At 71.8% G+C, this 19,180-nt stretch carries 20 protein-coding genes and 1 pseudogene; 9 read left to right on the plus strand and 12 right to left on the minus strand.

The annotated features are described in order from the left end of the window. Positions 1 to 85: 85 nt before the first annotated feature. Positions 86 to 400 (plus strand): TfoX/Sxy family protein, encoded by a 315-nt coding sequence (locus E1293_RS14730; protein WP_132197949.1) that lies wholly within the window; start codon positions 86 to 88, stop codon positions 398 to 400. 11 nt (positions 401 to 411) lie between these two features. Here E1293_RS14730 and E1293_RS14735 read toward each other — a convergent pair whose 3' ends face one another. From E1293_RS14735 to E1293_RS14745, 3 genes are all read right to left on the minus strand, one after another. Further along, complete coding sequence (locus E1293_RS14735; protein WP_132197950.1) at positions 412 to 1,047, minus strand: hypothetical protein; 636 nt, start codon at positions 1,045 to 1,047, stop codon at positions 412 to 414. Further along, entirely contained in the window at positions 1,047 to 1,631 is a 585-nt protein-coding gene (locus E1293_RS14740; RefSeq protein ID WP_243716231.1) for an RNA polymerase sigma factor, read from the minus strand. Before E1293_RS14740 ends, E1293_RS14735 begins: the two co-directional genes overlap by 1 nt. Positions 1,632 to 1,926: 295 nt before the next feature. Next, positions 1,927 to 2,550: a TetR/AcrR family transcriptional regulator gene (locus tag E1293_RS14745; RefSeq protein WP_132197952.1), complete on the minus strand. Its 624-nt coding sequence runs from the start codon at positions 2,548 to 2,550 to the stop codon at positions 1,927 to 1,929. An 88-nt stretch (positions 2,551 to 2,638) separates the two neighbouring features. Between E1293_RS14745 and E1293_RS14750 the strand changes: the two genes are divergently transcribed. Beyond that, positions 2,639 to 4,222 carry an FAD-dependent monooxygenase gene (locus E1293_RS14750; RefSeq protein ID WP_207938859.1) on the plus strand — a complete coding sequence of 528 codons (1,584 nt, stop codon included), beginning with the start codon at positions 2,639 to 2,641 and terminating at the stop codon, positions 4,220 to 4,222. A gap of 13 nt (positions 4,223 to 4,235) precedes the next feature. Here E1293_RS14750 and E1293_RS14755 read toward each other — a convergent pair whose 3' ends face one another. Both E1293_RS14755 and E1293_RS14760 read right to left on the minus strand, forming a co-directional pair. Then, positions 4,236 to 5,681 carry a M1 family metallopeptidase gene (locus E1293_RS14755; RefSeq protein ID WP_132197954.1) on the minus strand — a complete coding sequence of 482 codons (1,446 nt, stop codon included), beginning with the start codon at positions 5,679 to 5,681 and terminating at the stop codon, positions 4,236 to 4,238. 30 nt (positions 5,682 to 5,711) lie between these two features. After that, positions 5,712 to 6,689, minus strand: coding sequence for a quinone oxidoreductase family protein (locus tag E1293_RS14760; RefSeq protein WP_132197955.1), 978 nt, complete (start codon positions 6,687 to 6,689; stop codon positions 5,712 to 5,714). A 77-nt stretch (positions 6,690 to 6,766) separates the two neighbouring features. Between E1293_RS14760 and E1293_RS14765 the strand changes: the two genes are divergently transcribed. Continuing rightward, positions 6,767 to 7,195 carry a MarR family winged helix-turn-helix transcriptional regulator gene (locus tag E1293_RS14765; RefSeq protein ID WP_207938860.1) on the plus strand — a complete coding sequence of 143 codons (429 nt, stop codon included), beginning with the start codon at positions 6,767 to 6,769 and terminating at the stop codon, positions 7,193 to 7,195. Positions 7,196 to 7,199: 4 nt separating this feature from the next. On the opposite strand, the gene fahA is transcribed toward E1293_RS14765, so the two are convergent. The 4 genes from fahA to E1293_RS14785 form a co-directional block, all read right to left on the minus strand. Continuing rightward, positions 7,200 to 8,366, minus strand: coding sequence for a fumarylacetoacetase (gene fahA, locus E1293_RS14770; RefSeq protein ID WP_132197957.1), 1,167 nt, complete (start codon positions 8,364 to 8,366; stop codon positions 7,200 to 7,202). Continuing rightward, positions 8,363 to 9,214 carry a hypothetical protein gene (locus tag E1293_RS14775; protein ID WP_132197958.1) on the minus strand — a complete coding sequence of 284 codons (852 nt, stop codon included), beginning with the start codon at positions 9,212 to 9,214 and terminating at the stop codon, positions 8,363 to 8,365. Before E1293_RS14775 ends, fahA begins: the two co-directional genes overlap by 4 nt. Continuing rightward, entirely contained in the window at positions 9,196 to 10,386 is a 1,191-nt protein-coding gene (locus E1293_RS14780; RefSeq protein WP_132197959.1) for a homogentisate 1,2-dioxygenase, read from the minus strand. The genes E1293_RS14775 and E1293_RS14780 overlap by 19 nt, the downstream gene beginning before the upstream one ends. Before the next feature lie 117 nt (positions 10,387 to 10,503). Continuing rightward, a complete protein-coding gene (locus E1293_RS14785; protein WP_132197960.1) occupies positions 10,504 to 11,031 on the minus strand; it encodes a MarR family winged helix-turn-helix transcriptional regulator in 528 nt (175 codons plus the stop codon). A 186-nt stretch (positions 11,032 to 11,217) separates the two neighbouring features. On the opposite strand from E1293_RS14785, the pseudogene E1293_RS50710 reads away from it, so the two are divergent. Next, positions 11,218 to 11,439 (plus strand): annotated as a pseudogene (locus tag E1293_RS50710) (recombinase zinc beta ribbon domain-containing protein); the annotation flags it as partial. Then, complete coding sequence (locus tag E1293_RS49460; protein ID WP_243716232.1) at positions 11,440 to 11,850, plus strand: hypothetical protein; 411 nt, start codon at positions 11,440 to 11,442, stop codon at positions 11,848 to 11,850. Positions 11,851 to 11,949: 99 nt separating this feature from the next. Here the strand turns inward: E1293_RS49460 and E1293_RS14795 are convergent, their stop codons facing one another. Then, positions 11,950 to 12,576, minus strand: coding sequence for a TetR/AcrR family transcriptional regulator (locus tag E1293_RS14795; RefSeq protein WP_132197962.1), 627 nt, complete (start codon positions 12,574 to 12,576; stop codon positions 11,950 to 11,952). Between the two features lie 148 nt (positions 12,577 to 12,724). Here E1293_RS14795 and E1293_RS14800 point away from each other — a divergent pair, with 148 nt between their 5' ends. Both E1293_RS14800 and E1293_RS14805 read left to right on the plus strand, forming a co-directional pair. Further along, positions 12,725 to 14,284 (plus strand): MDR family MFS transporter, encoded by a 1,560-nt coding sequence (locus tag E1293_RS14800; protein WP_132197968.1) that lies wholly within the window; start codon positions 12,725 to 12,727, stop codon positions 14,282 to 14,284. Between the two features lie 96 nt (positions 14,285 to 14,380). Further along, entirely contained in the window at positions 14,381 to 15,997 is a 1,617-nt protein-coding gene (locus E1293_RS14805; protein ID WP_132197963.1) for an AMP-binding protein, read from the plus strand. 9 nt (positions 15,998 to 16,006) lie between these two features. On the opposite strand, the gene E1293_RS14810 is transcribed toward E1293_RS14805, so the two are convergent. Continuing rightward, complete coding sequence (locus E1293_RS14810; protein ID WP_132197964.1) at positions 16,007 to 16,930, minus strand: alpha/beta hydrolase family protein; 924 nt, start codon at positions 16,928 to 16,930, stop codon at positions 16,007 to 16,009. Positions 16,931 to 17,070: 140 nt separating this feature from the next. Here E1293_RS14810 and E1293_RS14815 point away from each other — a divergent pair, with 140 nt between their 5' ends. Continuing rightward, positions 17,071 to 17,652 (plus strand): TetR/AcrR family transcriptional regulator, encoded by a 582-nt coding sequence (locus tag E1293_RS14815; protein WP_132197965.1) that lies wholly within the window; start codon positions 17,071 to 17,073, stop codon positions 17,650 to 17,652. Here the strand turns inward: E1293_RS14815 and E1293_RS14820 are convergent. After that, the gene (locus tag E1293_RS14820; RefSeq protein WP_243716233.1) at positions 17,649 to 18,056 is read right to left on the minus strand and encodes an ATP-binding protein; all 408 of its coding nucleotides are present in this window, start codon (positions 18,054 to 18,056) and stop codon (positions 17,649 to 17,651) included. The two genes, E1293_RS14815 and E1293_RS14820, sit on opposite strands and share 4 nt — an antisense overlap. A 272-nt stretch (positions 18,057 to 18,328) precedes the next feature. Here E1293_RS14820 and E1293_RS14825 point away from each other — a divergent pair. Next, on the plus strand, positions 18,329 to 19,180 hold an 852-nt coding region (locus E1293_RS14825; protein ID WP_132197966.1), incomplete at its 3' end, for a hypothetical protein.

A 19,180-nucleotide genomic window follows, 5' to 3' on the forward strand; every position in this document is an offset into this window, starting at 1 on the left:
TTCCCGTGAACCGCAACCCGGCCGCCACCGGCCCTGACCGGTACCGTCTCCTTGACAGGCCATCGTCCGACCCGGAGGTCATCCCGTGATTTCGGCGTCCGAGGCATTCGAGGACCTGGCCGCCGCGTACGGCGAGGAGCCCGGGGTCGCCCGCCGCCGCATGTTCGGCCGCGACGGCCTGAGCCGCGACGGCAGGTTCTTCGCCTTCCTCGACAAGCGCGGCCTGGTGCTGAAACTGCCCCCGGCAACGAGAACCGCCCTGGTGGACGCCGGCGACGCGACCACGGCCGAGGCGGTCAGCCCGTCGATGCGCAAGACATGGGCCATCGTCCCCTACGCGGACGACCCGCAGCGCTGGCGCGCCCTGACCGCCGAAGCCTTCGAGCACGCCCGCCCCTGACCCGGCGGCCGTCACCGTCTCCCGACCGGTACCGGGTCGCAGGGCTTGGCCGGACCGCGCACCACGTACGCTCCGATCTTGACTGCCGAAGACACGCCCACCTTGTCGGCGGACAAGGCCATCACCAGCGTCCGTCCCGGCTTGATGCGGCCGGGATAGATGTAGACGAGCGTGTTGTCACCGGCTCGCTCGGGACCCGTCCACGTCGGGCTGCCGTCGTTGTCGTCCTGGTAGAACGTGCCACGCGGAAACACCGAGCAGCGGGAGAAGAAGGGAATGAAGTCGATGACCGCCTGGACGCCGAGCGCGTCGAGTCGGCGCTCGAGCCCGTCCAGCCGGCGCTGGACCACCTTGGGCGGGGCGTCGAGGTCATCGAACGTCACCTTGATCCGGCCGTCCGGCAGGGCCTCGGCGGCGTATGCCCGGTCGCCGGGGTCGCCGTTGATCGGGGCGAGCGGGATCAGCGAGACGGCCGCGACGCCGGCGGCGGCGCTCAGCGCGTACCTGCGCCACCGCAGCTTCGCCCGGACCGGGGACGAGGCCGTCCGGGCACGCTCCTCCAGGAGGGCGCGGGCATGGGCGGCCACCTCGGGCGAAGGGCCGGGCCGGGCGCCGTGGTGCTCCCGCAGAAGCCGCATCTCATCCATCACTTCGCATCTCCTTCGAGGTCCGTGCTGAGGGAGTGGCGCAGGCGCCGCCGTGCCCGGTTGAGCCGGGAGCCGACCGTCCCGGCGCGGATGCCGAGGGCCTGCGCGACCTCCTCGTAGCCCAGCTCGCCGTAGGCGACCAGCAGCAGCACATCGCGGTCGCGAGCGGGCAGTTCCGCCAGCGCGGCCGCCAGCCTGGGCTGCATCCGCTGGGCGCTGACCATGTCGGCGACCCGGTCCGCGTGGCCGGCGCCCGCACCGCACTCGTCCGTCTCGGCGGACGCGCGCCGCAGCATCCGGTACGCCCGCTGCTCGGTCCGGCGGTGCCGCCGGACGAGGTTGGTGGCGATCCCGTACAGCCAGGCGCGGGCCTGGGGCCGTCCGGCGTCGTACCGGTGCCGGAGGGTGAAGGCGGTCAGGAACGTCTCGGCCGCCACGTCGTCGGCCGGGCCGTCCCCGAGCCGCGAGGCGACGTAGCGGTGGATCTCCGCGAAGTACCGATCGAAGATCGTCGAGAAGCGCTCGGGATCCTCCCGGGACTCCGCGATCACGCTGGCGTCGCTGGGCTCCGCGGGCGTCCGCACGGGCTCTCCAAGAGGCGGGACAGGGGGCGGGTCGATGATGGTCATGCGTCCGGTACCTTCCGTGCCACGACCTTGACACCCGTTATTGCCCGCCCGCCAGATTCGTCTTCACGCAAAGCCCTTCCGGATCCGGACGGGGTCGCCGTGCTCGCAGGGATCGGTGGCGCGGGACCCACCCGGGCTGCGCCGATGCGACGCGCTTGGCGCCCGCCGTCCGGTGGGCGATCGCGATTGCCCGCGGGAGCGACCCGGATCCGATCGCGAGCGTGACGGCGTCCAGGGTCGGTAGGGGCGGCTATGGACGCGGTGAAGGGGCGGCTCCGGCCGCCGCACCGTCGAGGACCAAATCGACGATCTGCCGGGCGGTTCGTTCCGGGTCGAGCCGGTCGGTGGCGCCCGATGCCATCCGGGCGAGCAGGGGGGAGACGAGGAGTTCGGAGATCAGGCCGGGGTCGAGCTCCGGACGGATCTCTCCTCGCTCCACGCCGCGCCGCAGGACGCTGTCCATCGCCTCCCGGCGGGGGGCGACGATCTCCTCGAAGTAGCGGCCGTGCAGCCGGGGGAAGGTCGCGGCCTCGGCGTTGAGGGCGCGCAGCATGGCGCTGGCCCGTGTGTCGGCTACGCGTTCGGCCAGCGTCCGCAGCAGCACGGCCAGGTCGTCGCGAGTACCGGCGCCGGCCGGCGAGGAGCGCGGCGCGTTGATCGTCTCCAGCACGTCGAGATAGAGCTCGTCCTTGGTCTTCCAGCGCCGGTAGACGCTGTTCCGCGAGACTCCGGCCTGCTTGGCGATGGCCACCAGCGAAAGGCCGGTGAGGGTGGCGCCGGCGGCGACCAGGTCGAGGACCGCGTCGATGATGGCCGAGTCGGCGGCGGGGTCGCGCTGCCGCCCGCCGCGGCGGTCCCGGGGCTGGGTCTCCACCCTCGTAACGATACAGCGCTGTTGCGTTCGGTTTGCGGGCCGGAGTAATAATGGAACAGACCTGTTCTGATTCCTTTAGGAGATGCTCATGTCCGATCCGCCGTCCGCCCGCGCGCCCGTTCTGATCGTGGGCGGCAGCATCGTGGGGGCCTCGGCCGCCCTGTTCCTCGCGGTCCGCGGCGTCGACTGCGTCCTGGTCGAGAAGCATCCGGCGGTCTCGACCAGGCTTCGCGCCAAGCTGTTCTATCCGCGCACGATGGAGGCGTACCGCTCGGTCGGTGCCGACCAGGACGTCTATGCCGTCCAGCACCGCCTCCCTCCGGCCGACCACGCCGCGGTGGTCGATTCGCTCACCGGCCCGGAGTCGCGGCGCTGGCCGCTGCCCGCCGCGGCGGACTTCAGCGCCGTCTCGCCCAGCCCCAGCGCCCTGGTCAAACAGGCCGACCTGGAAGAGGTCGTCCGTGCCCATGCCCGCGCCGCCGGCGCCGACCTGCGTTTCGGCCACCGCCTTCTGGGGCTGCGCCGGCGCGAGGACGACGTCCTGGCCCGGATACGCGGCGGCGACGGCACCACCTACACCGTCGCGGCCGACTACCTGCTGGCCGCGGACGGGAACGGCAGCGCCGTCCGCGAGAGCCTGGGCATCGGCCGCAGCGGCGCCGAGGCGATCTCGCAGGTCATGGAGATCGGCTTCGAGGCCGATCTGCGCCGGGTGCTCCGGGGCCGCCGGCTCGCCCTGGCCTTCACCGGCCCGCCTGAGCGGGCGTTCCTGTCCTGGAGCACCGCACAGGACCGGGGGACGGTGTCGGTGACCTACGATCCCGCGCTCACCGATCCGGCGATGTTCGATGCCCGGCGGTGCCGGGGGATAGTGTCACGCGCGCTCGGGCTGCCGCCGTCGCGGTTCACCCTCACCGGGCACCGTCCCTGGCAGATGGGCGGCTGGGTGGCCGACTCCTACCGCGCCGGCCGGGTCTTCCTGCTCGGCGACGCGGTGCACGTCACCCCGCCGACCGGCGGCTTCGGCGCCAACACCGGGATCCAGGACGCCTGGAACCTCACCGCCAAACTGGTCTCGGTCCTCCGCGGCCACGCCGGCCCGCGGCATCTCGACGACTACGAGGCCGAGCGCCGCCCGGTGGGCCGGATGACGGTGGAGCAGGCATTGCTGCGCGCCCGCGTCCGGGACCCGGCCGACGGCGGCCCACTGCTCAGTGAGGCGGCGGTCGCCATCGGCTACCGCTACCCCATGGGGCATGAGGACCCGGCCACCGGCGGCCTGCCGGTGGCCGACGAACCGTGCCGCTGGCGCGGCGAGCCGGGAACCCGGTTGCCGCATGTCCTCCTCAGCGGCCGGGACGGGACCGGATCCACGCTCGACCTGGTCCGCGACGGCCGCCATCTGCTCCTCGCCGGACCCGAGGGACACCCCTGGATGCGCGCTGCGCACCGGCTGGACCCGCACGGCACGTTCCTCGACGCCGTGCTCCTGCCCGGCCGGACGGGCTCACCGCCCGCCGCGGCGTTTGGCATCGGCGACCACGGTGCCCTGCTGGTCCGGCCCGACCACGTGGTCGCCTGGCGCGCCGCGGACGCCGCCCCCGACGCCTTCGCCGCCCTCGCCGGCGCCGTACGACGGGCGCTCGGAGCCGGCCGTCCAGCAGCACAGTGAGGGTGCGCGCCGGTCACCACCAGGCGGGAGGCTTCCCTGTGGTGTGGAGCCAGGTCCTGAAGAACTCGCCGAGGTCCTGGCCGGAGATCTGCTCGGCGAGGGCCTCGTACTGCTCGGTGGTGCCGTTGCCGTACTGGTGGTCGGCGAGCCAGGTGCGGGTGAGGCGCATGAACGGCTCGTCGCCGATCCTGTGCCGGAGCGCCTGCAAGGCCATGCCGCCGCGGAAGTAGATCGAGCGGTGGAACATCTGGTCGCGGCCCGGGTCGGCGGTCGCGACGTCCCAGAACGCGGGGCGTCCCGGCGGCATGGGCGGCGGGTCGGCGTAGATCTGCTCGAAGGCCGCCTCCGCGGACGGGCCGCCGTGCTTCTCGGCCCAGTACTTCTCCGTCCAGAGCGCGTGGCCCTCGTTCAGCCAGACGTCCTTCCAGCGGGCGGGCGAGACGCTGTCGCCGAACCACGCGTGGCTCATCTCGTGCACCACACCCTTCTCGATGGGGTGCTTCTGGTAGGTGGGACGGGTCTGGGTCTCCAGCGCGTTCTCGATGTTCAGCGGCGGAATGGAGTTGTTCTCGATGATCGAGCCGGTGCTGGTGAACGGGTAGGGGCCGAAGTAGTCGGCCAGCTCGTCCGTCGCGCGCGTGGTCCAGGCCGGGGTGCTGAGCGAGTCGGGGTCGGACGCCACCGCCGAGTCGACCGCGTCGAGCTGCGTGACGCCCTTGGGGGTCGTCGTCGTGGAGACGTTGAAGCGTCCGATCGAGACGGTCGCCAGGTAGGTCGTCATCGGCCGGTCCTCCCGCCACCGGAAGGTGTCCTTGCCGTGGGCGGTCCACCGCTTGACCAGGTGGCCGTTGGAGATCGCCTTGAGGCCGCGCGGGACGGTCGTCTCGATCGTGAAGTACGCCTTGTCGCGCGGGTTGTCGTTGGACGGGAACCACGTGGACGCGGCGTTCGGCTCGGACACGACCGTGGCGCCGTCGTTGGTGTGCAGGAACCCGTACGGCAGGTCGAACACGATCGGGCCGCTCAGCGTCTCGGGCACGCCGTCGTACTGGACGACCACGGTGAACGGCCGCGACTCGCGCAGGCCGCGGCGCGGCGTGATCTCCAGCTCGCGCTCACCGGTGCGGTCGAACGACGCCTTGCGGCCGTTCACGCGCACCGACCGCACGTTCATCTTGTAGAAGTCGAGGTTGAACCGGGACAGGTTCTGGGTGGCGGTCGCCGTGATGGTGGTCGTGCCGGTGAGGTGGTCGGTGCCGGGGTCGTACGCGGTCTTCAGGTTGTAGTCCCGGACGTCGTAACCGCCGTTGCCGAGGTCGGGGAAGTAGGGGTCGCCGAGGCCGGGCGCGCCGGGCCCGTACTCGATGTCGGCGGACGCGGCGGGGGCGAGCAGCGCGAGCGTCACCGCGCCGATCGCGAGGACAGCCGGGGGGCGGTGCGCGGACCGGGGAATCGCCATGATCATTACCGTGCCCGGGGCGGAATTCGATCATGCTCCGGTAGAACGATCTTCGTGGCCGGATCCGGACACCAGGACGACGCGCCGCCCGGGTTCCACGGTGGCCGTCCATGCCGCCTCGACCTGGTCCAGGGGCACGGGCAGGGGATCGACCGCCAGGGCGCCCGAGGTGATCCGCTCGACGAGGGACGGCAGCTCGCCGAGGATGCCGGCGGTGCTCACCGAGCCCTGGCCGCTGCCCATGATCGTCACGTTCGCGGCGCGCAGCAGGAACGACGGCAGGGTGATGTCCGGGCCCGCGATGGAGCCGACCTCGATCCAGGCCAGGGGCCTGGACCGGTCGGCACGGGCCCGCAGCAGCGCGGACATGGCCCGCTGCGCCGGTTCCCCCCACAGGTAGTCGAGGACGACGTCGACGTCCGCCGCCTGCGCGAGGTCGCCGTCCAGGCCGACCACCTCGTCGGCTCCGAGATCCTTCAGCAGGCCGAGGCGGTGCGGGTCGCGTCCGGCGCCGATCACGCGGGCGGCGCCGAGGTGCCGGGCGATCTGGACGGCCAGCTGCCCGGCGTTGCCGGTGGCGCCGAGCACCAGCACGCTGCTCCCGGGCCGGAAGTCGATACGGCTGCGCAGCGCCAGCCAGGACGACATGCCGGGGTTCATCCCCGCCGCGACCGCGACCGGGTCCGTCCCCGGAGGCAGGACGATCGCGCGGCGCCGGTCGATGACGGTCTGCTCCGCCATCGAACCGAACGCGGTGTCGGGGAGCACGAAGTACAGCAGGCCGCCGTCCGCGGTGCGGCCGACGCCGTCGATGCCGGGGACGAGTGGCAGGACGCCATCGGAGGTGTAGTGCGACCCGTCGGCGGACGACCGGACCCGCGGATGCAGGCCCGCCGCCAGCACGTCGACCACCACTTCGTTCCCGGACGGCTCCGGCAGCGGTATGGCCTCGAAGCGGGGCGGGGCGTCGAAGGAGTGCACGACGGCGGCATGGGTGGTGGACGGCATGGCGGCCTCCCCGAAATAGTTGGTGCCACAAACTAAATTAGTTTGCGGCACCAACCATGTCAACTAGAGTGGCCGCCATGACCCCGCAACCGCCCGGCCTGGACATCGTCGACGGCCTCGTCCAGCTGTCGTTCCATGTCCAGGCGGTGCTGGCCGAGGCCGCCGCCGAGCACGACCTGTCGATGACCCAGCTCCGGCTGCTCGGCGTCCTGCGCGACCGGGACGCCGAGATGCTCCAGCTCGCCTCGCACCTCGGCCTCGACAAGTCCAGCGTCACCGGCCTGGTCACCCGGGCCGAGCGCCGCGACCTCGTCCGCCGCGTCCCCTCGCCCCGCGACGGCCGCGCCGTCCTGGTCACGCTCACCGATCACGGCCGCCGCCTCGCCCGCGAGGGCGAACAGCGGATCGGCCGCCGCATCCGCGCCCTGGCCGCCGGCCTGACCGAGCCCGAACAGGCCGCGCTGGCGGCGCTCGCCACCCGCATCGTCCAGCCGGCCGCCGGTTGACCGGTCAGCGGGCGGGGAGGATGCGGCCGGTCACCTCGCCGAAGCCGATGCGGGCGCCCGCCGGACCGGGGGCGGTGGCGGTGATCGACACCTCGTCGCCGTCCGCCAGGAAGGTGCGCGGCTCGCCATTGACCGTGACCGGCTCCTTGCCGCCCCAGGTCAGCTCGATGAAGGCGCCGCGCTGGTCCTTGGCCGGGCCCGAGACCGTCCCGGACGCGAACAGGTCGCCGGTGCGGGACGAGGCGCCGTTCACCGTCATGTGCGCGAGCATCTGCGCCGGCGACCAGTACATCTCCCGGTAGGGCGGACGGGAGACGACCTGCCCGTTCCAGGAGACCGCCAGCGAGAGGTCCAGGCCCCAGGGGTTCTTCTCCTGGAGGTAGGGGAGCGGCTCAGGGTCTTGCATTGGCGTGGCGACGCGAGCCGCTTCCAGGGCGAGGAGTGGGACGACCCAATGGGAGATGGACGTCGCGAAGCTCTTCCCTAGGAACGGCCCAAGCGGGACGTACTCCCAAGCCTGAATGTCGCGCGCCGACCAGTCGTTGACCATGACGACGCCGAACACGCGCTCGGAGAAGTCGTCCACGCTCACCGGGCCGCCCAGGGGCGAATCGGCGCCGACGACGAATCCGACCTCTGCCTCGATGTCCAGGCGGCGGCTCTCGCCGAAAGTAGGGGCGGTCTCGCCCTTGCGCTGTCCCGAAGGCCGCACGATGTCGGTCCCGGACGGGACGACCGTCCCGGCGCGGCCGTGGTAGCCGACCGGCAGGTGCTTCCAGTTCGGCATCAGCGGCTCGGAGTCGGGCCGGAACAGCCGCCCGAGGTTGGACGCATGGTGCTCGGACGCGTAGAAGTCGACGTAGTCGGCCACCTCGAACGGCATGTGCATGGTGACCGCGTCGACCGGATGGACGGCCGCAGAAGGGACGTCGCCCGCCACCAGGTCGAGGAGCTGTTCACGGACCTCGACCCAACGCGCATGTCCCTGCGCCATGAACGGGTTGAGCGACGACGCCGAGAAGACGTCGTCGCCCAGAGCGGCGGCCAAGTCCACGACGGAATCGCCCGCCCGGACGCCCACGCGTGGCGCCGTGCCAGGGGTCGAGAACACGCCGTAGGGCAGGTTGGCGAGCCCGAAAAGGGAGTCTTCGGGGATCGCGATGCGGGTCATCTGCAGGTCTCCTGGAGCGCGGACGCGATCAGGCCGAGGTCCGCGAGTTCGGTCAAGGGGTCGGTGATGCTGCACGTCCCGAATGACAGGAAGCAAGCGCGCGCGGCGAGGGCCCGGGGCCGGCCTAGGCCCGCCACCCGGGAGGCGATGGACGCCGCATCGCGGTCGGCGAGGATGGCGGCGAGGTCCGGGACCGGACGTCCGGCCAGAGCGGCGTCGGTCGCGAGCAGCAAGTTCAGGAAGCCGTGCTGGTGGAAGCCGGTCTCGGGATCGGTGTTCCGCACCGGATGGTGGAGCCCGGCCGTCGCCTTGAACGGGACGCGGGGGTCGACGACCGCCCGGATCCCGGCGGCCAGTTCCTCCGGGCTCGGGTAGAGATGCACCTTGACGCCGCCCGTGCGGAACTTCGCCCGATGGCCGCGGGCGGCGACGGCCGCGATGAACGAGGGACGGCGGTCGTCCCGGGGGATCTCGACGTAGACCGGCACGTCGACGCGGCCGAGGACGCGGAAGAACTCGTCCGGCTCCATCCCCGGCGGCACCGCGACCTCCAGGCCGCGCACCGTGATGGGCAGGTCGGCGGCGGCCGCCACCGCCTTCGCCGCCTCGCACGGGCCGCTCGGCGCGGTGACCGACACGTCGAGCGGCTCTGCGCGCAGCAGCGGGTACAGGTCGTCCAGCGCGGCGGCCGGCAGCACCAGCGGGCCGACAAGCTCCGCATAGGGGGCGGCGACGTGGTCACGGTGGGCCGGGACCGCGTCGGCGAGCGGCGCGAGGCCCGGCGGGAACACGGCCGCGTCGTCGCACAGGCCGATCGCGAACGCGGGAATCATGTCCGCCTCGCCCATGTCCAGGCGTAGGCCTCGTCCTCGCAGGCCAGCCCGCCCTCGCCGAGTTCGAGCGGATGGAAGGTGTCGACCATGACGGCCAGCTCGTCGAAGAACTCGACGCCGATGCTGCGCTCGTACGCGCCGGGCTGCGGGCCGTGCGCGAGCCCGCCCGGGTGGACCGAGACCGACCCCGGCCCGATGCCGGAGCCCTTGCGGGCCTCGTAGTCGCCGCCGCAGTAGAACATGATCTCGTCGGAGTCCACGTTGGAGTGGTAGTAGGGCACCGGGATCGACAGCGGGTGGTAGTCGACCTTCCGCGGCACGAAGTTGCACACGACGAAGTTGTGCCCCTCGAACACCTGGTGGACGGGCGGCGGCTGGTGGACGCGGCCGGTGATCGGCTCGAAGTCGTGCACGCTGAACGTGAACGGGTACAGGCAGCCGTCCCAGCCGGCGACGTCGAACGGGTGGCGGGCGTAGGTCATGCGGGTGCCGACGATGCCGCGCGAGCTGCGGTGCTTGACGCAGACCTCGACGTCGGTGCCGTCCAGGTTGAGGGGCTCGCCGGGGCCGTGCAGGTCGCGCTCGCAGTACGGGGCGCTCTCCAGGAACTGGCCGTAGCGCGACAGGTACCGCTTCGGCGGCGCGATGTGGCCGGTGCCCTCGATCGCGTAGGCGCGGAGCGGCTGGTCGCCGGTCGGCAGCCACCGGTGCGTGGTGGACGTCGGGATGACCACATAGTCGCCCTGCTCCGCGGAGAGCGTCCCGAAGATCGTCTCGACCGTGGCGGTGCCGGACTCGACGTAGACGATCTCGTCGCCGGTCGCGTTGCGGTACAGCGGCGAGTCGGCGGCGGAGACGACATAGGAGAGGCGCACGTCGTTGTTGCCGAGGATCACCCGGCGGCCGGTGACGGCGTCCGTCTCGGCCCACGTCTCCTTGGGGAACAGCTCGTGCAGCTTGAGATGGCGTGCCTTGAGCGGATGGTTGGGCGTCGTGGTGAGGTCCGCGATGTCCCAGACCTGCGAGTCCACGATCGCGGACGGGATCTCCCGGTGGTACAGCAGCGAGGAGTCGGACGAGAAGCCCTCCTCGCCCATCAGTTCTTCGAAGTAGAGCCGCTCGGCGTCTCCCCTGTGCTGGGTGTGGCGCTTCGGCGGCACGTGACCGACCCGGCGGTAGTGGGCCATGGTCCCATCGCCTCCGATGATGATTAATGCATTAACTACTTTCTGCCGACACTACGACGCTTCTTCCATCGAGGGAAGGGCCTAATCCGGCCGCCCGCCGGCCGCTCACCCCAAGGATCAGCTGCGTTCCCGGACGTCGAAGGAGGCGCGGCCCGCGATCAGCTTGTCCAGCAGCATGATCAGCATGTGCTGCTCGGCCTCGGTGAGCACGCCGGCCCACTGCCGCTCCCGCTCGTTCTGCCCGGCGAAGATCTCCAGCATGGCCCGCCGGCCCCGGTCGGTCAGCGACAAGATCACCGACCGGCCGTCCCGCTCGCCCGGCGTCCGGGTCATCATCCCGTCCGCGACCAGCGTCTTCGCCAGGTTGGACACCGCGGCGCGGCTCATCCCGGCGAGCGTGGCGGCCCGGCCGGGCTCCAGCGGCCCGGCGAGCCAGGTCACGAACAGCAGCCGGAAGCCCGCCCACGAGTGCCCGCGCGGCCGGTGCACCGTGGACTCCAGGTCGTAGGTGACGATCGCCGACGCCCGGTTCAGCGTCAGCAGCAGCCGCGTCGCCAGCCGGTGCTCGAAGCCGAACTCCTCCGACAGCCGCCGCCCCGCGAGGTCGACGAACGACCAGAAGTCCAGCTCCTCGTCATCCTTCATGCCGGCGCCCCCCACGATGGTTCACGGATTGACTATTTAACCTGTCCGAGGCGCGGGTGTCAGGAGGAGATCATCGGGAATTGCCTACTAGAAGAGGGACAACCCGTCCAGGACGAGGACGGCGAGGTCGTGCGCCAGGGTGATGCGCTGCTCAATGACGATGTATGGCAACGGCTCCAAGCCGTCATGGATTCCCGCGCGACGACTGGTCCAGAGCGGCGGTCGGGCACTCACCCCCTTCTCGGCGTTCTCTTCTGCGGCACGTGTGGCGGGCGCCTCTATCAATCATGGCTGTCACCTGGCCCGAACAGGAAGGTGCCGGTGAGGCAGTACAGGTGCGCAGCGAAAGCCCATGGGCGAGCATGCGCCAAACCCGCGTATGTCGTCGCAAAGCCCGTTGACGGCTATGTGGAGCGCGAGTTCCTCGCCGCGACCGGGAACAGAGAGATCATCGAGGTGGTATCGATTCCTGCGATCGACCACAGTGGCGAGATCGCCGAACTGGAGGACGATGTACGGGAACTGGCGGCCCAGCTCTGCAAGCTTCGCGGGCCGGCAGCGGACGCCGTCGGCGGGATGTTGCAGAGCCGATCTGATCGCCTCGAACGGCTGCTCGCAGCACCGGTCGCCTCCGCCCGGACCAAGCGCATTCGCACGGGCGTCGATCATGCCGAGAAGTGGACGAGCGCCGAGTCGGCCGACAGGCGCCAAATGCTGCTGGACGCGGGCGTGCGCGTGGTAGTTGGGCAAACCACTCGTGGGGCGCGCGACGTCGAGGGACGGCTGTCGTTCACGATGGGCGACCCGCACCGTCAGTAGCCGATGCTTCGCGCTCGCGGCGGGCAAGACCGTCCTGACCGGCGGCGTCGGCAAGATGCTCGACCTGGCCCGCAGCAACCTGCGGACCATCCCGCGGCCCTAGCGGTACGCGCGGGCGATCTCCGTCAGTGTCTCCTCGGCGACCTCGGCCAGGGACCGGGTGGGCTGCTCCTCGATCCAGATCACGGACGCGATGCGCAGCGCGGCCATGAAGGCGCCCGCCATGACGCGGGCGCGCAGGTGGGGGAGGCCGTCCCGGGCGGCGACCAGGTCGGCGAGGGCGCGTTCGAACTCGGCGTAGTGCGCGAGCTGCCGGGCCAGGACGGACGGGTGCTTGCGGGCGAGGCGCACCTGCGCGGCCCACTGCGGGTCCAGCTCGCCGGCCTGCGCGGACAGGACGCCGACCGACGCGCGCAGCGCCGTCCAGGACGACTCGCCGGCCGGGCGTTCCTCGAACGTCTCCAGCAGGGAGCTCATCCGCTCCTCGTCGCCGTAGAGGAGCGCGTCCTCCTTGCCGGCGAAGTAGTTGGAGAAGGTGCGGCGGGAGACGCCGGCGGCGTCCGCGATGGCCTCGACGGTGACCTCGTCCAGGCCGTGCTCGACGGCGAGGCGCATCGCGGCCTCGTGCAGGGCGCGGCGCGTCGCCTCCTTCTTGCGCTCGCGCAGCCCGCCCCGCCGCTCGCGCGTCTCGCCCGGCTGCTCGCGCAGTTCGCCAACGGTCTCCATGGTGGGCCCAGCCTACCCACCGGCAAAGTGTGCGCAATGTGAAAACTTGCTCAGTGGGAATAAGATGTGCGGGCCGTGGGTTGATCTCCTCGTTCCCACTTCTTCCCGGAGGCGTCCCTTGACCGAGGCCCCGTCCAAGACAGCGCCGATGTCGCACCGGCAGGTGCTCGAAGCGCTCAGCGGCCTGCTGCTGGTGCTGTTCGTGGCGATGCTGAGCAGCACCGTCGTGTCCACCGCGCTGCCGCAGATCATCGGCGCGCTCAAGGGCAGCCAGTCGCAGTACACCTGGGTCGTCACCGCGACCCTGCTGGTGTCGACCGCCAGCACCCCGATCTGGGGCAAGCTGGCCGACCTCTACGACAAGAAGATGCTGCTCCAGGCCGGCGTCGCCATCTTCGTCCTGGCGTCGGTGGCGTCCGGGTTCGCGCAGAGCACCGGGCAGCTCATCGCGTTCCGCGCGGTGCAGGGCCTCGGCGTCGGCGCGCTGCAGATCCTCGTCCAGATCATCATGGCGGCGATGATCAGCCCGCGGGACCGGGGCCGCTACTACGGCTACCTCGGCGGCGTGATGGCCGTCGCGACGGTGGGCGGGCCGCTGCTCGGCGGGCTCATCGTCGACTCGTTCCTCGGCTGGCGCTGGTGCTTCTTCATCGGCGTGCCGTTCGCAGTGGTGGCGTTCGCGCTGCTGCAGAAGACTCTGAAGCTGCCGGTGATCCGGCGGCCGGACGTGAAGATCGACTTCGTCGGGGCGACGCTGATCGCCGCCGGGGTCAGCACGCTGCTCATCTGGGTCACCTTCGTCGGCGAGAACTTCGCCTGGCTGTCCTGGCAGACCGCCGCGATGACGATCGGCGGGGTCGTGCTCCTGGCCGCCGCCGTGTGGGTGGAGTCCCGGGTGGCCGAGCCGATCGTCCCGCTGGACATCGTGGCGCGCCGCAACACCGCGCTCGCCATCATCGCGAGCCTCGCGGTCGGCATGGCCATGTTCGGCGGCGCCGTCTTCCTCGGCCAGTACTTCCAGATCGGACGCGGCTACAGCCCCACCAAGGCGGGCCTGCTCACGTTCCCGATGATGCTCGGCGTGTTCGGCGCGTCCACCGTCGCCGGGCGCCTCGCCACCAAGACCGGCAAGGTCAAGCCGTACATCCTCGCCGGGACGGTCGTGCTGACCGCCGGGTTCGGGCTGCTGGCCACCATCGACCACCAGACCTCGCTCGTCTTCATCGGCGCCGGGATGTTCCTGGTCGGCGCCGGCGTCGGCATGACGATGCAGAACCTCGTCCTCGTCGTGCAGAACTCGGTGCACCTGAACGAGATCGGCGCCGCGAGCGGGACGGTCACGTTCTTCCGCTCCCTCGGCGGGACGATCGGGGTCTCGGTGCTCGGCGCCGTCCTCGCCAACCAGGTCGCCGGCAAGATCGCCGACGGGCTGCGCCGGCTCGGGGTCGACCCGTCGGCGGGCGGCGGCGACGCCGGCAACCTCGACGTCGGGGCGCTGCCCGCGCCCGTCCAGGAGATCGTCCGCGCCGCCTACGGGGACGCGACCGGGCACATCTTCATGGTCTCCGCCGCGATCGCGGTCGTCGGCATCGTCGCGGCGGCGTTCCTCAAGCCGGTCTTCCTGCGCGACAGCCTCGACCTGAGCGATTCGCCCGAACCGACGGGGCAGGACGGCACCGTGCCGGAAGGTTCCTTGTCAGGTTCCTGACAAGGCCCGGGGCGAAGAGCTGAGGCAAAACAGAAGAGGACGAAAGCCGCGATCCGTACGGTCGGTTACCGGAACCCCGTAGACCGGAGGCGGTAGATGAGCGGACGATCGGAGTTCGGGCGCCGCACGGTGTCGGGCCGCACGGTGTCGGTCGCGCGGGCGGGCGGCATGTTCGCCCGCAGCGGGCTGTGGCGCCCCGGACCGCCGCTGAAGGTCGTCCGCCAGCTGGACGCGCTGCGCCGCTGGGGCACCCTCCTCGGCGGCACGCTCGCGTCCGCCGCCGCCCGCGACCCGGACGTCGTCGCCATCGCCGACGACGCCGGGGAGCTGACGTACGGGGAGGTGGACGCCCGCACCGACCGCCTCGCCGCCGCGCTCGGCCGGTTCAACGACCGGCCCCGGGTCGCCGTCCTGTGCCGCAACCACCGCGGCATGATCGAGACGCTGGTCGCGTGCAGCAAGCGCGGCTCCGACCTCGTCCTGCTGAACACCGGGATGAGCACCGAGCAGCTCGTGACCGTGCTGCGGCAGCAGCAGGTCGAGGTCGTGGTCGCCGACTCCGAGTTCGCCGGGTTCCGCGCGGCGGTGCCGAAGAGCGTGCACGTCATCACCGCGGGCGGGACGGGCTCCGAGCTGGAGGACCTCATCGCCATGGCGCCCGCCGCGCCGGTCGAGCCGCCCGCCAAGGCGGGCCGGACGATCGTGCTCAGCTCCGGGACGACCGGCCGCCCCAAGGGCGCCGACCGGCATTCGCGTCCGGGGCTGTCGCCGCTGGCGTCGATCCTGTCCCGCATCCCGTACCGCGTGCACGAGCGGATGTTCATCGAGGCGCCGCTGTTCCACACGTGGGGCTACGCGATGCTGCAGGTCGCGCTGTCGCTGCGCGCCACGATCGTCCTGCGGCCCCGGTTCGACCCCGAGCAGACGCTCCGCACGATCGACGCCGCCGGCGCGTCCGCGCTGGTCGCCGTGCCGGTCATGCTGCAGCGCATCCTGGACGTCCCGGACGCCGCGCGGCGCAAGCACGACACGTCCTCGATGCGGATCGCGGCCGTCAGCGGCTCCGCGCTGCCCGCGACGCTCGCCACCGCCTTCATGGACGGGTTCGGCGACGTCCTCTACAACCTGTACGGGTCGACGGAGGCGTCGTGGGTCACCATCGCCACCCCCGCCGACCTGCGCGCCTGCCCCGACACGGCGGGCACGCCGCCGCCAGGGACGAGGCTCGCGATCCTGGACGAGGCGGGCGACCCCGTCCCGGCCGGGACCACCGGCCGGATCTTCGCCGCCAACGAGCTGCTCTTCGCCGGCTACACCGGCGGCGGCACCAAGGAGATGCGGGACGGCCTGATGAGCCTCGGCGACGTCGGCCGCCTCGACGAGCACGGCCGCCTGTTCGTGCACGGCCGCGACGACGACATGATCATCTCGGGTGGCGAGAACGTCTTCCCGAGCGCGGTCGAGGAGGTGCTGGAGCAGCTGCCGCAGGTCCGCGAGGTCGCGGTGACCGGCGTCCCGGACGTGGAGTTCGGCCAGCGCGCCGCCGCGTTCGTGGTGGTGCGCGACGGTGCCGAGCTGGACGCCGACACGGTGCGCGCCCACGTCCGGGAGCATCTGGCGCGCTTCGCCGTGCCCCGCGACGTCCACTTCCTGGACGCCCTGCCCCGCAACGCCACCGGCAAGGTCCTCCGCCGCTCCCTCACCTCTGAGTGAGCGGAGGCGTCACTTGGATTCGACGCGGCCCAGCGGCTCGATGTCGTAGGTGAGCTCGGCGGACTCCTTCGTCCAGGCGGTGTCCGCCGGGTCGAGCGCGGTGCGGAGGAAGGCCGTCGTGAGCCGCTGGATGAGGGCGACCCGCTCGGGGCTCTCGTCCGTCGTCTCCGTGACGTTGTGCCCCGAGATCCCGCCCAGCGAGTGCTCGGCCCCGAACAGGGTGAGCAGGCTCTTGGGGGCCGGGCTCAGGAAGTAGGGATCGGTGGACCACTCCGGCCCGCGGACGGTCAGGGCGGACTGGTCCTTGTCGCCCGCGACGACCAGGGCTGGCGCGGCCATCTTCGCGAAGTCCGGGTGCATGAAGGAGAAGTTCTCGGCGGCGAACGGCGTCAGGTCGGCGCCGCCGGTGCCCGCCGGGGCGAGCAGTACTCCCGCCTTGACCCGCGCGTCGGACATGTCCTCGCCGGGGACGCCGCCCGCGTCCAGGACCCGCGCGCCCAGCAGCATGCTCGTCGTCTGGGCGCCCCAGGAGTGCCCGGCGGCGGCGACGCGGCTCCGGTCGAGGCGCCCCGCGAGGCCGGGGACGGCGGCTTCGATGGCGTCCAGGTCGTCGAGGACGCGCGTCAGGTCCTGCACCCGGAAGCGCCAGATCTCGGGGTAGCGGGGGTCGGTGGGCGTGACGTTCAGCGTCCGCGAGTCGAGGTGGGTGGGCTGGACGACCGCGAAACCTTGGGCCGCCCAGTAGTCGGCGAGCGGGGCGTAGCCGTCCAGGGACTCGCCGAAGCCGTGCGAGAAGACGATGACGGGCAGGTGGCCGCCGGTCGCCGGGGCCGACACCCGCACCTTCAGATCCTCGCCGCGGCCGGGAACCGGCAGCACCAGCGGGTGTAGCGAGATGACGGAAGCGGGCATGCTGACGCCGTCCTGTGGCATGGGTGACTCCTTGCGAAGAGGCGGGGCCTGGCGATGGGACGTCCGGCCTGGCATCATGAAACAAACGGATCGCTGTTCCGCTTGTGAATATACGGAACACGGTTCCGCTTGGCAACCCGGGACGAGGAGGCAGTGGCGCAGTGGCCGACACCGGCAGCGGGAAGGGACCGCCGGCCCGCCGGAAGCGGGCCGACGCCCGGCGCAACGAGGAGACCCTGCTGGAGGCGGCCGCGGCGGCGTTCATCGCCTCCGGCGTCGACGTGCCCGTCCGCGACATCGCGGCCAAGGCCGGCGTCGGAGTCGGGACGATCTACCGCCACTTCCCGACGCGGGCCGACCTCGTCGTCGCGGTCTACCGGCACCAGGTCGAGGCCTGCGCCGAGGCGTGCCCGGCCCTGCTGGCCGAGGACGGCTCCCCCTACACCGCCCTGGTGCAATGGATCGACCTCTTCGTCGACTTCCTGGTCACCAAGCACGGCCTCGCCGAGGCCATGCAGTCAGGCGACTTCGAGACCCTGCACGCCTACTTCCTCGACCGGCTGGTGCCCGTCTGCGCCGTGCTGCTCGAAGCCGCCGCCGGGGCGGGCGAGATCCGCCCCGACATCGAGGCCCTCGAACTGATGCACGGCGTCGGCAACCTCTGCATCGGCGCCAACAAGGACCCCCGGTACGACGCCCGCCGCATGGTCGGGGTCCTGCTCGCCGGACTGCGCCTGCATTAGGCGTCGGCGGGCGGCTGTTGCGCGTCGACGACGAACCAGAGGCGGGTGCGGCGGGGCGACTGGTCGAGGCCCCATTCGGTGGCGAGCGCGTCGATGACGGTGAGGCCGCGGCCGTGGTCGAGGCGGGGCCGGCCGTGCGGATCGGCCTGGGCGGGGCCGTCGTCGCCGACCTCGACGCGGAGCCGCCGGCCGTCGGTGGCGACGACCACCTCGATGAGGCCGGAGCCGTGCAGGAGGGCGTTGGCGATGGCCTCGGACGTCATCAGCTCGACGTCGTCCAGGAGCGTCCCGTCGACGACCACCTTCGCGGCGCGCTCGCGGACGAGGCGGCGGGCCCGGCGGCCGCCGTCCCCGTCGCCGGCGAAGCCGAACGGATCACCGAGCCGTTCCATCCCCACGGACACTGAATCACCACCTGGTCGCGGAGCCTACGGTAGGAGTCACCGCTCCCGCCGCGCATCGCGAAAACTGTAAACATCACGGCACACGTTGCTCACTTCACCACATATTCGGGGGTGCTCGGTACGGCGCCGTGTGCGAGGTCGTCGTCCCCGTGCGCCGATACCCGGGGTGCCACTCACCCGACCGCACAAAACCGGCAATTTCTCCGTCCCGCGGCGCGATTCAGCGGACACCTTCCTTATGTAACGCTGCAAGCCCACCCTGGAGGTGAGCCATGCAAGCGGTGGTTCTCGCCTGTGCCGCGCAGGCCGTTTACATCGTCGCGTATGTCCTTTTCAAGACGGCCGCCGCCCGGATGGCCCCGGTCACCGGCCGGCACCCGCTGCACGCCGCCGGACGGTTCCTGAGCAGCCCGCGCTGGCTCGCCGGCCTCCTGGTCCTGCTGGCCGGCTTCGCGCTCTCCGCCATCGCGCTGGTCACCCTCCCGGTCGCCGCGACGCTGCCCGCCTACGGGTTCGGCCTCGTCCTGCTGCTGGCCGTCGGCCTGAGCGGCTTCGGCGAGCGGCCCACCACGCGCGAATGGCTCGCCGTCCTCGTCACCGTCGCCGCGATGGTCACCGCGGCCCTCTCGGTGCTGCCGGTCCCGGACGCGCCGCACCGCGCGGACGGTGCCGCCCTGCCGCTGTGGAAGGCCGCCCTGGTGTTCGTCCCCTCGCTGGCCCTGCCCCTGTGGATGTTCTGCGTCCGCGACCGCCCGGTGGGCGGCAGGCACGCGCGCCCTCTCACCGGCATCGCCTACGGCCTCGGCGCGGGCGTCCTGCTCGGCGCCACCGAGGTCTTCGGGCAGGGCATGGCGATGATGCTCGCCGCCGGCCGCCGGACGGACGTGCTGACCTCCCCGCACCCGTACCTGTTCCTCCTGGCGGGCGTCCTCGGCATCGGCCAGCTGTCGATCGGCCTGCAGCGCTGCCGCCTGACGGTCATCGTCACCGTCGTCACGGTCACCGCGAAAACCCACCTCCTCCTCTCGGCCACCCTCCTGTACGCGGAGCCATGGCCGAACGAAACCGCACCGCTGACCCTGCGCACCGCAGGCGTGGCCCTGGCCGCCCTGGCCCTCCTGACC

This window comes from Actinomadura darangshiensis, from assembly GCF_004349235.1.
GTDB classification, from domain to species: Bacteria; Actinomycetota; Actinomycetes; order Streptosporangiales; family Streptosporangiaceae; genus Spirillospora; species Spirillospora darangshiensis.